This window comes from Rhodobacter sp. Har01, assembly GCF_020564565.1.
Classification (GTDB): Bacteria; Pseudomonadota; Alphaproteobacteria; order Rhodobacterales; family Rhodobacteraceae; genus Pseudogemmobacter.
This window is the reverse complement of sequence record NZ_JAJCTD010000003.1, coordinates 437,401-452,943: the sequence shown is the minus strand read 5'-3', so window position 1 is coordinate 452,943 and position 15,543 is coordinate 437,401. Positions and strand designations below refer to the sequence as shown.

Here is a 15,543-nt window from a genome sequence, read left to right as displayed (position 1 = left end):
TGTTCAGCGGCGGCCTGCGGGCATGGGCTGCCGCAGTCCGAGTCGGGGTGGCGGCAGGATTTCCGGCTTCTGACCGCAGATCAAGATACGATAGGGCGTGTTTTCCGATTTTGTATATTTTTTTGATTCCTGCGGCGAATCGTATAACCTGCTGCCAGGATCGCCCAGGCCCCGCCAGACGGGCAGGGAGTCCACCAAAAACGGGAGGAGAGACCAGCATGACGACTTCGACCAGACCGAGCCGGACCAGACCGGGCCGGACCAGCCTGAGCCGCCGGCACTTTGGCCTTTTGGCCGCGGGCGGGGCGGCCAGCCTTGCGCTTGGCGCGCCGTCCATCCTGCGGGCGCAGACGGCGGTGACCTTTGCGGTGCCCAACCCCTCGGCGCTGACCTGGCTGCCCTACTGGGTGGCGGTGGGCGAAGGCTACTTTGCCGAAGAGGGCCTTGAGATGCGGCTTGAGGCGATCGACGGCTCGTCCGCCGTGCTGCAGGCCATGTCGGCGGGGCAGGCGCAGATCGGCGCTCCGGGGCCGGGGCCGACGCTGGGGGCGCGGTCGCGCGGGGTGGACGTGAAGTTTCTCTACAACCTGTATCCGAAGTCGGTCTTCGGCATTCTGGTCAAGGCCGACAGCCCGGCCCAGACGCCGGCCGACCTGAAGGGCACGGTGATCGGTGTCGGCACGGCGGATGGCGCCGAGGTGTCCTTTACCAAGGCGATCATGACCGATCTGGGGATGACGGACGGCACCGACTATACCTTCCTGCCGGTGGGAGACGGCGGCACCGCGGCGGTGGCCTTCCTGCGCGACGATGTCGGGTCTTACGCGGGGGCGGTGTCGGATGCGGCGATCCTGGCGTCGCGCGGGCTGACGCTGCGCGAGATCACGCCCGAGGCCTATCTGGGTTTCTTCGGCAACGGCATCGCGATGCTGGAAAGCCAGATGGCCGCGACGCCCGATCTGGCGCCCAAGTTCGGCCGGGCGCTGGTGCGCGGCACCCGCTTTGCCGCCGATCCGGCGAACAAGGACAAGGCGCTTGCCCATTGCGCCGCCGGCAACCCGCAGGAAGGCGAGCAGGACTATGCGCCGTCGCTGTATGACGGCGTGGTCAACCGGATGACCCCGACCGATGCCTTCGTGGCCCAGGGCTATGGCTTCCAGCCGCCCGAACATTGGCAGGCGATTCACGACAGCGCCGTCGCCTCGGGCGCGCTTGAGGCGCCGCTGCCCGATCTGGCGGCGGTCTACACGAACGAGTTCGTGGCGGGCTGGAACGCCTGATGACGATGGCGGAGCCCCGTCCCCTGACCGCCGGCCCGGCTGCCGCCGCGCGGCCGGTCTATCAGATCGAACGGCTGTCGAAGACCTATGCCCGCAACCGCCTGACCGCGCTGACCGACGTTCACCTGACCCTGCACAAGGGTGAATTCGTGTCGGTCGTCGGATCATCCGGGTGCGGGAAGTCGACGCTGTTGAAGATCATGTCGGGGCTCTTGCCGCCCACCACGGGCCGGGTCGTGCTGGAAGGCAAACCGGTGACCGGCCCGCGCGACGACATCGGGATGATGTTCCAGCAGGCCACGCTGCTGCCGTGGAAGACCACGCTGCAGAACATCATCCTGCCGATCGAAATCCGGCAGGGCCGCGCTGCCGCCCGGGCCGCCATTCCGCGCGCGAACGAGTTGCTGCGGCTGGTGGGCCTGGGCGATTTCGCCCATGTCTATCCGGCGGAACTGTCCGGCGGCATGGCGCAGCGCGCCTCGATCTGCCGGATGCTGATTTCCAACCCCGCCGTCCTGCTGCTGGACGAGCCGTTCAGCGCCCTGGACGAACTGACCCGCGATTTCATGAACATGGAGTTGCAACGCATCTGCGCCGAGCAGCGGGCGACGGCGTTTCTGGTGACCCATTCGCTGGCCGAGGCGGTGATCCTGTCCGACCGCATCCTGGTGATGAAGCCGCGCCCAGGCCGCATCGTCGAAGAGATCGTGATCGACCTGCCGCGCCCGCGCACGCTGGAGATGATCAACACCCCCCGCTTCGGCGAGATCGTCGCCCATATCCGTGACCTTCTGGGCAAGGAGGCCTTTCAGTGACTGCAACCCCTGATCCGAACGCCGATACCGTCTGGGTCGAACCTGTCGCCCTGATCGACCGCATCCCGCGCTGGGTGGCGATGCTGGCGCTGGCGGCCGTGGTCATCGCGATCTGGGACCTGGCCACCGCCCGCATGGCCTGGGTGTCCCCCATCATCCTGCCCAGCCCGGCCGAGACCCTGGCCGACCTGATCTTCGTGGGCCAGAACCTGGCCAGCGGCGGCTACATGCTCGAGGCACTGTGGACCACCACGCGCACGGTGTTCTGGGCCTTTCTGATTGCCACGGCCATCGGGTTTTCGCTGGGCGTCCTGGTGGGTGAGACCAAGTTCGGCGAGCGCGCCGTGATGCCCTATCTGGTTGCCATCGACACCATGCCGAAGGTGGCCTTCGCGCCCTTGTTCATTGCCTGGCTGGGGTTCGACATCGCGTCCAAGGTGGCGCTGGCGGCCTTCATCGCCACCTTCCCGATCATCGTGTCCACCGCCGCCGGGCTGTATGCCGCGTCGGAAAACGAACGGATGCTGTTCAAGTCCATCGGCGCCAGCCGGTTGCAGACGCTGTTCCGGCTGAAGCTGCCGACCGGGCTGCCGCACATCTTCACCGGGCTGAAGATCGCCGCCGTCGGCGTCATGGCCGGCGCCATCACCGGCGAATTCCTGGGTGGCGGGCAAGGCTTCGGCGCGCTGATCCGGCAATCGGCCAGCACGATGGACACCCCGCGCGTGTTCGCGCTGATCCTGTATCTCAGCCTGCTGGGCCTTGCCCTTTTCTTTGCCGTGGCATGGTTGCAGAAACGTCTGGTATTCTGGAACAAGGCCGACCGGCCGGGTGGAGTGGGTTAGGGCATGAATGCGTCAGACAAGGCGCTGAGCGACACGAAGAACCTGTCCGAGCAGGCGCATGCGCGCATCCGCCGCGACATCCTGAACGGCGAGCTGTTTCCCGGCGACAAGCTGCAGATCGAGACCATTTCCGAACGCTACGGTATCGGCATCGCACCGGTCCGCGAGGCGCTGAACCGGCTGTCGTCGGAGGGTCTGGTCGTCCGCAAGAGCCAGCGCGGTTTCTTCGTCGCAGAGATCTCGATGGAGTCGCTGGAAGAGCTGGTCAAGACCCGCATCTGGCTGGAAACGCTGGCCTTGCGCGAGTCGATCCGGCGCGGCGACGAGGAATGGGAGGAACAGCTGGTCCTGTCTTATCACCGCCTGGCCCGCACCCACCGCCGGATGCCGCCTGAAGCCGGGCGCGAACTGTCCGAAGAGTGGGAGTTGCGGCACAAGGAATTCCACTTGCTGCTTCTGGACCGCTGTGGGTCGGGCTGGCTGCTGGGGTTCTGTTCTACGATGATGGATCAGGCGGTGCGCTACCGCAGCCTGTCGATGAACGTCCACCCCAGCCTGTTGCGCCGCGAAGGGGCTGCCGCCGAACACGAGGCCTTGCTGAACGCTGCAATCGAACGGGATGCCGAGCACGCTTGCCGCCTGCTGGCCGATCACTACACCACAACACTGGAGGGACTGAGGGACGTCGTCAGCGGGAAACCGGGCTGACGCCCGACTACGCCCCTGATCGCACGGCCCTGATCGGCGGGTTCCGGCCAGTGCTCATGCACGGCTACCCGTCATGATTGAAGAATCGTGGTTATAGGTTTACCCTCGGTCGTATACCCAATTTCTTTCTTCTCGTCCGTCTGGTTCCTCCGGTGCATTGAGGTGGCCAATGGCTCGCATCGCCGGCCTTCCGTTCGTAACATTGTTCGAGGTCACCGACCGGGTCACTGATGCCCTGCCGTCGCTGTTCCAGGACTTCCTCGAACGGTTTGCGATTGTTGACCTGACAAGCCGCACAGCGCCGGGCGCCATCATCCATTCGGGAAGGCTGCAAAGCCTTTCGGCCAGCGTCGGCAGCGACATCGACGAGATCGACCTCGGCTTCGGGCGGCTGACGATTCCGGCGGTGACCGGCGGGCTGCCGGTCCAGTTGTCGATGGAGCGCGCGGCCATCGGTGGCAACCTCGAACCCGCCGCCGACCGCTGGCAGCTTGATCTACTGATCGACGACCTTAGCCTGACGCTTGACGTGCTGGAGGGCGCGCAGTTCCAGAAAGAGCAGGGCGACGTCCCCCGGCGGCTGATCCGCATCCGCCCCGCCAAAGAGGTGAAGATCACCGGCGCGGCGACCGTGCGCTTCGAGAAGACGGCCGCCGGTCAGCCGGTGCAGGTCAAGCTGATCGACCGGCCAGACCCGTTCGACCCCCGGTCGGTCAGCGGCGGTGTTTCGCGGCTGAACTTCACGCCGCCGCACTTCTACTTCGGTACCTCCGAGATCGGGATGACGGTCACCACCCTGACCTTCGATTTTTCCGAAGACTATTCGCCGCCCATCGTGCTGGAACGCAACCAGCCGGCGTCGTGGATGGGACTGGTGGTGTCCGAGGCCACGGTCTATTTCCCGCCCGCCGGCGCAGGCGGGTCGAACCTGTCGATGGGCATCCGCAATTTCCTGCTCGGCAGCCCGCTGGGCCTGCAGGGCGAAGTCGAGGTCCAGTTCGGCCGAACCGGGATCGACGCGGCGGCGTTCGTGTTCCGTCAGGATGGCGCGGCGACAGATGCCCTGATCGGCTCGGAAACGGCATCGGGCGGGCCGCGCACACGAACGGTGCCGATCACGGCCGCGCAGGACGAGAGCGTCGGCATGACGGCCGGGCTGGGGGCGACCGCCCCGCCCGAGGGCGGCGTTCCAGAGGATTGGACTGCCGCCTGGCGCTGGCCCGACGGCAGCATCTCTGAGGGCGACAGCGCACGTGGCACGGTCCGCCATGGGCAAGTGCTGCGGGTGACCCCCATCGAAGCGGTCGCCGGCCAGCCCCGCATCGAGCATCCCGAAGTGACCTTTCGCTTTGTCGCGGAAGGCACCGCGCCCTTCATCGACGTCATTATCGGCGGTACGACCCGGTCGAACGTGACCAAGATCGAAGGGCCGGCCGCCGAGATCGCGGCGCTGACGCTGACGGCGCGGTCCACCGCGCCCGGCACCTCTCGCTTCATCTGGACGGTGGCCGCGACCGGGGCCGAGCATGAGGGAATGACCTTCCAGCCCGCGCTGGCCGGGACCGCGGGCGATGTCGCGATCCGCCTGCGCGAAATCCCGGCCTCGGGCGAAGACCGCATTGCCCACCTTCTGGCGCGCGCCGACGACAGCAAGCCGCTGCTGATCGGCGGCGAAGATGGCGTGGTGCTGGGCGCTTCCCCCGCTGTGGTCCTGGTGCCGTCCGAGGTGATCGAGACCTTCGATCTGTCCGAGTTTCATGCATCGGCCGCGATGCGGGCGATCTCGGAACAGGCGACGCTTGACCCGGCCGACGTGGCGCAGGTGTCCGTGCCGGATGACGGGCTGGCGCATCTGCGGTTCCTGGTCGGCGGCGCGGCCGGGACGGATGAGCACGACCGAAACCTTCGCGTGTTCATGACCTACGATACCGACAGCGTCGAAGGCTGGCAGCCGGCCTTCGCCAGCCCCACCGCCGCGATGCGGGCCGAGTTCCGCAAGCCCGCGCAGGCGCTGGGCAGTGGCGGCGAGGCGACGGTGCACCGCGATCTTCTGGCCTGGGCCGCGAATTACCCGGGCGCGCGGTTTCTTGTGGTCGGCCGCTGCGACGACATCGGCTCGGACAGCTACAACGACGGCCTTGCGGCCGAGCGGGCCGGCAAGGTGGTCTCGCTGCTGACCAGCGCTGCCGCGGGTTCGACCGACCCGGCTCTGGCCAGCACGCGCATCGTCTCGTGGGTTGAAAGACAGGGCATTCCGGGCAGCGTTGTGCTGACGCCGGATGAAACCGCGACCTACGGCCTGACCGATGCCGAGGACAACCCCGAGCGGCTGGTCCTGAGCGACCCGAACCATGACCAGCCGACGACCTGGCCGACCAGCCGCGACACCGCGCATGTCGCGGAGCAGACCCGCGTCCTGTATCGCCGGGTGGATGTCCACGCCATCGGCGGCACGCCGGCCGCCGGGGCGGTCGTGCGCACCATTGCCAGCGCCACCCCGCCGGAAGATCGCCGCAGCCTGGTTCCCGCCGCCGGGCGCGACCCGGTCCCGGCCGAGGCGCGCAGCCCGCAGACGCCCTATCGCATCAAGATTGTCGTCGGCTGGGACAAGCCGAACGCGCCCTGGACCGAACTGGTCCCGAACCTTGCCGAGTTCGAATATGCCTGGAGCCCGGACGACCCGGCGCTGCCGCCGCTGGGCGGCCAGCCGGTCGATGTCAGCCAGGAGGTCCTGACGATCTACGGCAAGTGGATTCATGACGAGCTGACCGGCTTTACCCGCATCGTGCTGGGCATCAAGTCCGATGGTGATCCGCGCGGGCTGTTCTGGAACGAGACGCCGACACTGGTTGCCGCCGCCGGCTTCGGACCGATGCTGCTGTCGGGCGTGGACTTCGGCACCGACACCATCGGCTCGGCCGCACGGGTTGGCGCCCTTGCGGGTGTGATGATCGCCTCGAACATCAAGTTCGGCGATGATGCCGACCCGCTGATCGCTCCGGGTTCTGAGTTCGCCGTGATAGCGGTCGAGGCGCAGGCCGAGGCACGGTCGCTGTCAGACCCGGGCGGGGCCTACAAGATCAGCCTCACCGCCGACTACACCGTCAAACTGCACATCGACGGGGGAGTGCTGGGCTTCAAGACCGACCCCGACAACCCGGTCAAGATCCGCTACAACAAGGTCGGGGTCGAGTTCGACAGCTCCGGCGCGGACTTCTGGGAACAGATCGGTTTTGTCTACAAGACCGACTCGCTGACCATCGAGGACCCGGGCCGCTGGCAGATCTCGGGCGTGCTGGGCGACCTTCTGCGCGTGGTCGAAGTTGCCTTGGGGACCGGCTCGTTCTGGATCGAGGCGCGGCTTGCCATCGCGCTGGACATCGGCGTGGTCGAGATTTCCGAGGCGACCTTCCGGCTGACCTTCGACGGCGGTGGCCTACCCTCGTTCAGCCTGCGCGGCCTCGTCGCGAAGGTGAACATTCCAGGCACGCTGGAAGGCGAGGGGCGGCTGCGGATCGAACCGGATGGCACGATCAAGGCGGGCGTGGACGTCAAGGTCATTCCGTTGCAGATGAGCGCCTCGGCCGCCTTCGCGATGAAGAACGAGACGCTGCCCGAGCCGTTCACTTTCGTCAGCCTCTACGTCAAGGTCATCTTCCCGGTCGGCATTCCGCTTGGCACGACCGGCATGGCGATCCACGGCTTCATCGGCCAGACCGCGATCAACGGCGAACGCGACATCACGCCTTCGCCCGACGTGGTCACGCGCGAACTGGGCTGGTGGCGCAAGAACCCCGAGGACAAGTATCGGGCGAAGAAGGACCAGCACGCGCTGGGCCTTGGGGTGGTGCTTGGCACCCTGCCGGATGCCTCGTTCTCGTTCTCGGTCACCGGCATGGTTGTCGTGGCCTTCCCCGACCCCGAGGTGATCCTTGGCGTCGAGGTTGCGATCCTGTCGATCCCGGAGACCACGCCGACCGATGCCAAGACCGGCACAACCGCCGGCATCACCGGGCTGGTGATCATCGACGACGAGGCGGTGACCATTGCGGTATCGGCCAGCTACAGCATCCCGGGCCTGCTGAGCCTGACCGTGCCCTTCGGTGCCTACTTCCCCTATTCGGGCGTGGGCACCTATGTGCGCATCGGCTCGGACGGCCAGGCCGGCCGCGGCGGTGAACCGATCACCATCACCATCCTGCCCGGCACGCTGGACCTGCAGGCCTGGGCCTATCTGATGATCGAGGCAGACGGCCTGCCTTCGCTGGGCGGCAAGCCCGAGTTCAGCTTCGAGGGCTTTTCGATCGGGTTCGGCGCGGGGATGGGGCTCAACTGGTCGGCCGGGCCGATCAAGCTGAACGCATCGGCCTCGATCCTCGTCGGCTTCGGCACTGACCCGCTTTTCGTGAAGGGCGGGCTTTTCGTGTCGGGCGAGCTTGACCTTGTCGTCGTCTCGGTCTCTGCGCGCGGCGACATCACGCTGACCTACAAGCCCGACGACGTGTTCCTGGATGGCGAGTTCTGCGGTGAAGTGGACATGTGGTTCTTCTCGCTGAAAGGCTGTGTCAGCTTCGAGATCGGAAACCCGCTGGGCGAGGATGTGGTCCAGCCAGATCCGCCGGTGGTCTCGGTCAGCCTGACCGACCGGCTGTTCCGCGTGATGGGCGAAGCGGCGCCCCTCGGAACCGCTCTGGCCGGCGCGCCGATCATCCGGCTGGAAGAGCAGACTGACGGCACGATCCTGAATACCGGCGTCGCGCCGAAGGACAACCACACCGTCTGGGCCGACACCGCGCCGGTGCTGAACTTCCGTCACTCGGTCAACGTCGCATCCACCGCCGGCGCGCAGTTCGACCTTGAGGGTCAGCCGTCCGGCGAGATGTGGTTCGGCTCGAACCGGCTGAAGTATGCCTATCGGCTGCGCGGGGTGCGGCTGATCGACACCACGACGGGCCTGCAAGTGGCCGACCCCTCGGGCACCAGGCTTCAGGCCGCCTGGATGACCTCGCCCACCCGGCAGCCGGATGCCAGCGGCACCGGCGGGCCGCTGCCCTCGGGCGAAGAGAAGCAGAGCCTCAAGCTGCTGGATTGGGATCCGTTCGGCTGGGCCGTCCCGATGACCGGGGGCGGGGCCGGAACGGCGGGCGATCCGGGGACCACGGTCGGCGACCTGTGCGAGCCGCTGCCGCAACCGGCGCGCGCCTGCGTCCACGGCGAAGACGCGGTCGAGACCGGGCCGCACGCGGTGCGGATGCGGCAGACCCCGCCGGCGACGGGCGCCTATCCCAGCCGCTTCTTCCTGTCGGGTGTGCCGGGCCTGCGCACGGCCGCGGCCGAGGTCTCGGGCCTGGCTTTTGTCTCGACCCTCGCCGCGGCGGGCATGACGACCTATGCCGGCAGCATCGCGGCGCTGCCGCAGACGGTCAGCGTGGGCGGAAAGGCCGTATCGCGCGGCTACCGCCTGCCGGCGGGGCGGGCCGCGGGTGCGGCGCGGCAGTCGCTGCCCTGGCTTGGCCGGCTTGACCGGACGGTGCGGCGCGGGCGGCTGACGCTGATGGTTTGCGACAGCCTGCCCGCCCGGGACGGCGAAACCGGTGGGCAGAAGACCTGCTTCGACTTCGCATCCCTCAAGCACGGCGACTATACCCGCCTGACGACCGATGCCTTCGTGCTGACGGGGCTTTCCGCGGCGCAGCCCATCGTCGTCACCGACCGGGTGGAACTGCTGCCCCCCGCCGGTGCGCAATCAGGTTCGGACAGTGTGCCCGACATCGCGGTCGCCGCCCCCGGCGCGGAACTGCGTCTCAAGCAGCGCTGCCGATCGCTTGAGATCGCCTTCTTCCGGCCCGGTCGCGGCGCCGTCCGGTTCGAATACACCGACGCCGCGGGCGGCACCCACAAGACCGAGGCCGACGGTCCGGCATCAAGCCTGATCGTGGCAACCCTGGATGCGCCCGCCGACATCGTCTTGGTGACGATCACGCTGCGGGCGAAGGCGATCCACATCGTCCGCCTGTGCTGCGTCGGCGACTTCAAGGCTGCCGGCGCCTGCGAGACCTTCCGCGACCTGTCCCGCGGCTTCGACGGCAAGTCGGAGTTCGAGCATGCGGGATTCCGTTTTGCGGCACTGTCGCCCAACCGCACGCTGGGCGTGGGTGACGCAGTGGACGAAAGCGGCGGCCCCGTCGTGCCGGGCCAGGACGGCGAGATGGAAATCCGCTTCCCGAGCGACGGGATGCGCATCGTCCTGCCGCGGCCCTGCCGTGACCTCAGTCTTTACATCATGCTGTTCTCGGGCATCGCCGAGGCCAAGGGCATCGCCGCCGACGGGAATGGCGTGGCCGATGGCCAGACCGGAGCGGAACAGCGCGTCGAGCAGGTGATCCGCCTGCGGTCCGATGTGCCGATGACCGAAGTGCATCTGCAAGGCGGCGGGTCGGAAAGCTGGCTCTACCGCATCTGCTGCAACGAAAAGGCGCCGGCGGCAGCGGCCTGCTTCGACTTCGCCCGCGCGCCCCTGCGGGAAAAGACCTCGGCCTTCCGCCATGAGGGTGCGACCTTCTTCGACCTGCGCGACGAAGCCGCCCTGCATCCGCGCGACGAGGTGAAGCGCAAGCAGGACGGCACGCCGACCGACGGGCAGGACGGCATTCCGGAAATGGGCTTTGCCGCGCATGGCTTTGGCATTTCGCTTTCCGAACCGGCGTCGCGCGTCGTCCTGCGCTTTCGGGTTCCAGGCGACAGCCCGGTGATCGCCGAGGCCAAGGACGGCACCGGCGCGGTGGTCGCCAAAGGCGAGACGCTCGCCAGGAAACCCGGCTTCCACGACATCGACCTTGCCGCGACCGGCATCCGCAGCATTGCGGTGGTGGGCGGTGACGGCAAGGCCGTGCTCCATGAGGTCTGCCTGCGGCCCGACAGCATGGGCGGGGGTGACCAGTTGCCCGACGGCACGCCCGGCGACGGTGGCCTGGCGCTGCCCTTCGTCGTGACACTTGATGACGCGGGCCGTCAGCAGCCCTGGACGCCAACCATCCTGGCGCGCGAGGCCGAAGGCGGCAGACGCTGCCTGCTGGTGGAATACGCCCAGCCCGCCATCCTGCGCGACGTGGATCGCTTCCAGATCGTCAGCGGACCGAATGTCGAGGTCACGCTGGTGGGGTTCTGCGCCGTGGACAGCCGCGCCGAGGACCGTCGCGCGCAGGATCAGACGGCGCGCGACGAACTGCGCGATACGCTGATCGGCGTGACGCTGACCCCGATCACCGAACAGCGGCCGATCCTGCTTGTGCCTGGCCGCCGCTACCGGATCGAGGTGGACTGGTCCTGGCAGGACTGGCAATCGGCCGGCGACGGCACCGATACGCCGCCGGGGACGCCGCCCTCGGGCGAATGGACCGATGTCGCCGATCCGCAGGTGTTCGAGTTCCTCACCGCACTTGAGGACCTGGCCGCGGACGATACCGGCGACGGGCTGAACGAATACCGCTTCGACCCGGCCGACCTTGTGCGCTACCTCACGCTGGTCGATCCGGCCGACGGGCGCAGCTTCGTGTTCACCGACGATCCGCTCTGGGCGCATTTCTCGACGCGCCACCTTCAAGACCTGCTGAAAGCACACGGGCGCAAGATCGGCTTCGACGTGCGCCGGACCGACCCGCCGCCGCAACCCGACGACGCGTCCCGCGCCGAAGTGAAGCAGCCGCTGACGGGAATCTACGACTGGTTCACCGCCCCGTTCGTGCTGGAAAACGCCTTCGTTCAGAACGTCACCACAGCACAACTGGCGGCGCCCTGCCTGCCCGACCTGCCGGTCTGGGGTGGCGCCTCGCTGGCCGGGACCTTCCCGCTTGTGCCGAACGCGATGTACGATTTCAGCCTGATCGCCCCTCGGATCAACGACAGCGACCCGCGCACCATCAGTGCCACGCGCTTCGTGACCTCGCGCTACACCGGTCCCGAAGCGATGCTGGCGGCCCTGGGCTTCCCGACCAGCGGGGTGTCGCCGTTCCGGGCCGGGGATCTGCTGATGCCGGAAGGCAGTGCGCTGCCTGTCGCACCTCTGGGCGGGCCGACCGTGTCGGACGCGGCCTTGGGTGCCGCACTTGCCGCAATCGGAGCCGACACCCTGCCGCTGCCGGGCGAGGTGCCGCGCAGCACGCTGATCTGGCAAAGGGGCAACGGCGGGGTCTGGAGCGTGGCAGGCTTGCTGCTGGACGCGCCCGAGCCGCTTCGGCGCGAGACGGCAATCCAGTCGGGCGGATCGGCGATTATTGGCATTCGTTGCGCACCCGACCGCTTGGAGATTGCCGGCACCGGTGCGGTGCTGCTGCCTGCGGTGACGACGCTGAACTGGACGCGGGTGCTGTTCACCATCGCGGCGCCGGTCGCACCGCCGGCGGCGGGTGGTCAACTGGTCCTGCATCTGGCCACAAGCGGCGGTTCGCTTGTCGGCCGGCGGCATCTTCCGGCGCTGCCGGCGATGATTGAGGACGAGGGGTTCTAGGATGGCAGATTTCGTGAACCCCGCGCTCTTCAATGCCCACGCGCTGCCCGCCGCGATTGACGAGCCACACGCCCAGCCGGGCAACCATGTCCGGGTCAGCCACCATCCCTTCCTCGGCCTTCCGGTGGCCCCCTTCATCCTTCAGCGCGCGGTGCCAAGATCGCGCAAGGACGTGCAGTACCGCACCGAAGCGACCTTTGCCGGCCCCGCGGGCCTGCTTGCGCTGCCGGTTGCGGTCACCAGGCAGCAACCCGTCACGATCAGCCTTGGCGGGCCGGGCGCGACCTGCATCTGGGTTCATCTGATTGTCCGACGCGAACGTGGACAGGTGCCGGACCTGCAGCCGCAACCCGATCCGCGGCCACCGATCGCGGTGCCGGGCGACATCCGGCCGCTTCCGGTCATTGCGCCACCCAGGGCCATTCGCCCCGAGATCGACCCCGCGCGCCTTCGCCTGGCCCCCGCAGGGGGCGGCCTTGCCGGGATCGCATCGCGGGCTCTGGCGGGAGATGGACTTGCGGTCGAAGCCTACATGGCCTCGCTGACCCAGGGGCCGGCCTTCGTCGGCCGCCGCTCTGCCGACCCCTACATCCTGTCCGCCCCCGGTATCCGCGAGTTGCACGTGACCGGCGAGGGCGTGATCGAGGGCATCCTGTGGATCGCCGGCGAGGACCCGCAGAAGCTGGCGTGGCAGACGATCAGCGCGCTGAACCTGCCCACCGAGGGCGGGCCGCGCTACATGTCGATCTCCGAGCCGCGCAAGCTTGCCGCCAATCGAGTGGACCGCCAGGCGCCGAAGCGCCGCCCGCTGCAGGACACCACCGATGCCCCGGCCCCCGCCGCCGCCCCGGGCTTTTCCGAACCCGAGGAGCGCGATCGTGTGGAAAGCCTTTTCAAGCCGCTCGACGGCGACCTTGCCCGGCTGATCAACGATGCCGACCCGCAGCTTCTGCAGACCGTCATCGAGACAGTGACCGATGCCGCGGGCGTTCCGTTGGCCAGCGGGCCGGGCCAGACCAGCACCTTCCAGACGCCGCGGCTGATCCGCGTGCTGCAGGCGCAGGCCGACGCCGGGACCGCGACTTACCTTGGCTACAAGGACCGCGACAAGGATTTCGTCGAGGTCGAGGACCGGATGGTGTTCTACCGGGTGCTCGGTTACTTCCGCGACCAACCGATGCCGCCTGCCGAGGACCCGGCGTCGCAGGCCGCGCAGGCCGGCTACCGGGTCGCCATCGCCGGTGTGCCGCTGGATGAGCGAACCGCCACCGCCGAAAGCGTCCGACGTGAGGTGCAAGAGCGGATCGAGGGGCTGTTGCGCGCGCAGGGCCACGAGATTCACGGCAAGTTCCTTGACGAGGGGCGGGACTACATGGCGCTGTCCACCCTTGCGGTGGCCGACCGGCTGGCGCCGCTGGATCCGCCCGACATGCCCGGTGCCGGCCCCGCCAGCCATCTGCAATGGCTGCCCGCCCTGCCGCCCGCGGCTGTGCGCGAGGTGGGCGTCGCGGTCGCCGGGGTTCGGGTTGCCGCGACACTCGCCTTCGGACGCCGCCAGCCCGCACCCGCGGGGAGTTACCGACCGCTCAATCCCAGCGCCGACAACGGCTGGCGCGTGCCGCTTGCGCTTGGCGTGCAGGTGGCCGACGGCACCAGCCCGCCGGATGACACGCCGGGGCGGGGCACGCTGTTCGACCGCCGGGCCGCAGCCGATACGGCCCGCTACTTCGTCGCGCAATGCGACCGCTTCGGCCGCTGGTCGCCCTTTGCGGCGACGGATGCGGCAGCCGGCCTCAGACCCCGGCCGCCGCGCCCGACGATCCGGGCGACCTACAGCCAGCCGGCGGCGGCGCAAGCCGCGCTGCAGGGCGGGCAGATCGACGCACTGATCCCGCTGCCCGAAGCTGCGGCGCTGGCGCCAGGCAGCTTCCTGCTGGCGCGGGTGCGCGTCCATGCCAGCCACATCGCCGACGGCGCCGTGCCCGGCGCCCCGATTGCGCTGCCGGTGATGGTCGCTTCGGTGGGCACCGCCGTTGCGATCCCTCCGCCCGGTCCGGGCGCCCCGTCGCCAGGCCGCGCGGTGCCGGTCCGCTTCCAGGGGCCGATCCTTCAGCCGATGGAACTGCGCCGGATGCTGCTGTCGGCGGAATGGGAAGACACCGGCGGCCAGCTTTCGGTGCGCTCCGAGGTGGTCCGCCTGCGGATGGCCGATCCGCGCGCACCGGTGCCGGTGCCGATCCCCGAGACACTGCTCTACAGTTCTCGGCCGGACGCGACCGGCCTCGCCTGGGTCGAGCGGAGTTGGGCTCAGCCCGCCGGCTCGCCGATCGGCTGGGCGGTCTACTACACAGACGAGACGCGGCTTCTGGCGCATCTTGTCGCGACCGGCGACACCGCGACCGCCGACGCGCTTCGCGCCAATGCCAACCGCGCCGCGCGCGCGGGCACCTACCGCGCCCGGCAGGGCGAGTTCCCCGACTACCTTTATGAACGCCTCGACGGCGTGGTGGTCGAGACGGCGCCGGGGATGCTGGGCTTTCGGCACGCGGTTTCGGGGTCGTCGCGGGTGCTGAATGGCTACAAGATCGTGCCCGAAAGCGCTGTGTCCGGCGCCCGGCCCGACCTCTCGGCTGCCGATCTGGTGCTTTACGGCGTGCCGAACAGCGATCCGCCGCCGCGACCAAGCGTCAAGGTCCGGATCGTGCCACCCGAGGCGGGCGAGCCTGCGCTGGTCGCCGAAGTGACGGTCACCCTGCCGGCAGGCGTGACCGCGGGCCAGACCGCGCGGCTTTACCGCAGCCGTGCCGGGCGGGTCGATCCGCTGGCGGCCCCGGTCGTCGCGACGCTGCCCTTCGGCACCGCCGACCCTGCGACCGGGGCACAGGTGGCGGTCTTCCGCGACATCGGCGCGGCTCAGGTCAAGCCTTCGGCGCGGCTTGCCGCCTTTGTCAACCACACCTGGTTTGCCGACGCCCAAGGCGCGCCAGAGTCCGGCTCGTCAATGGCGGGGCTCTGGAGCCGGGTGTCCGACCCGGTGACCGTGGCTGTGATCCCGCCCGATCCACCCGCGGCCCTGGCCTTTGATCGCTGGGACGGGACGGCCGTTGCCGGCGGGCGAACCGACGCGGTGCTTGTCGCCACCCACCCAGATCCGCTTGCCCCACCCGCCCTGGGACCCTACCGCGTGCGGCTGGACCGCGCGCTGCCTGGGCAGCCGATGCGGATCGTGGCCGAAATGGCCATCGGCGGGATCCCGGTCCTGCTTGCGGCGGTGGACGATGCGCCGGGCTTCGTGACGCCCGTCGGCACCCGCTTCCGCGCCACCCTGATCGACCCTGTGGGGCGCACCGCACCACCGCTTGACATCACGCTAACCTGAGGACGCCGCC

Annotated in this window: 6 protein-coding genes; all 6 read left to right on the top strand. The window is 68.7% G+C overall.

The genetic code is table 11. The features are described from left to right. The first annotated feature begins 218 nt into the window (after positions 1-218). The 6 genes from LHP98_RS10635 (at position 219) to LHP98_RS10610 (ending at position 15,533) form a co-directional block, all read left to right on the top strand. Entirely contained in the window at positions 219-1,280 is a 1,062-nt protein-coding gene (locus tag LHP98_RS10635; protein WP_227252512.1) for an ABC transporter substrate-binding protein, read from the top strand. Next, complete coding sequence (locus LHP98_RS10630; RefSeq protein ID WP_227252511.1) at positions 1,280-2,095, top strand: ABC transporter ATP-binding protein; 816 nt, start codon at positions 1,280-1,282, stop codon at positions 2,093-2,095. The genes LHP98_RS10635 and LHP98_RS10630 overlap by 1 nt, the downstream gene beginning before the upstream one ends. After that, a complete protein-coding gene (locus tag LHP98_RS10625) occupies positions 2,092-2,940 on the top strand; it encodes an ABC transporter permease (RefSeq protein ID WP_227252510.1) in 849 nt (282 codons plus the stop codon). The genes LHP98_RS10630 and LHP98_RS10625 overlap by 4 nt, the downstream gene beginning before the upstream one ends. A 3-nt stretch (positions 2,941-2,943) precedes the next feature. Next, the gene (locus LHP98_RS10620) at positions 2,944-3,648 is read left to right on the top strand and encodes a GntR family transcriptional regulator (RefSeq protein ID WP_227252509.1); all 705 of its coding nucleotides are present in this window, start codon (positions 2,944-2,946) and stop codon (positions 3,646-3,648) included. Positions 3,649-3,817: 169 nt separating this feature from the next. After that, on the top strand, positions 3,818-12,154 hold the full coding sequence (locus tag LHP98_RS10615) for a hypothetical protein (protein WP_227252508.1): 8,337 nt from the start codon (positions 3,818-3,820) through the stop codon (positions 12,152-12,154). Between the two features lies 1 nt (position 12,155). Continuing rightward, positions 12,156-15,533, top strand: a complete 3,378-nt coding sequence (locus LHP98_RS10610) for a hypothetical protein (RefSeq protein WP_227252507.1) — start codon at positions 12,156-12,158, stop codon at positions 15,531-15,533. The last annotated feature ends 10 nt before the right edge of the window (positions 15,534-15,543 follow it).

Coding starts and splice junctions, on each gene's coding strand:
- LHP98_RS10610 (WP_227252507.1), top strand. CDS start 12,156: ATGGCAGATTTCGTGAACCCCGCGCTCTTCAATGCCCACGCGCTGCCC.
- LHP98_RS10635 (WP_227252512.1), top strand. CDS start 219: ATGACGACTTCGACCAGACCGAGCCGGACCAGACCGGGCCGGACCAGC.
- LHP98_RS10615 (WP_227252508.1), top strand. CDS start 3,818: ATGGCTCGCATCGCCGGCCTTCCGTTCGTAACATTGTTCGAGGTCACC.
- LHP98_RS10620 (WP_227252509.1), top strand. CDS start 2,944: ATGAATGCGTCAGACAAGGCGCTGAGCGACACGAAGAACCTGTCCGAG.
- LHP98_RS10630 (WP_227252511.1), top strand. CDS start 1,280: ATGACGATGGCGGAGCCCCGTCCCCTGACCGCCGGCCCGGCTGCCGCC.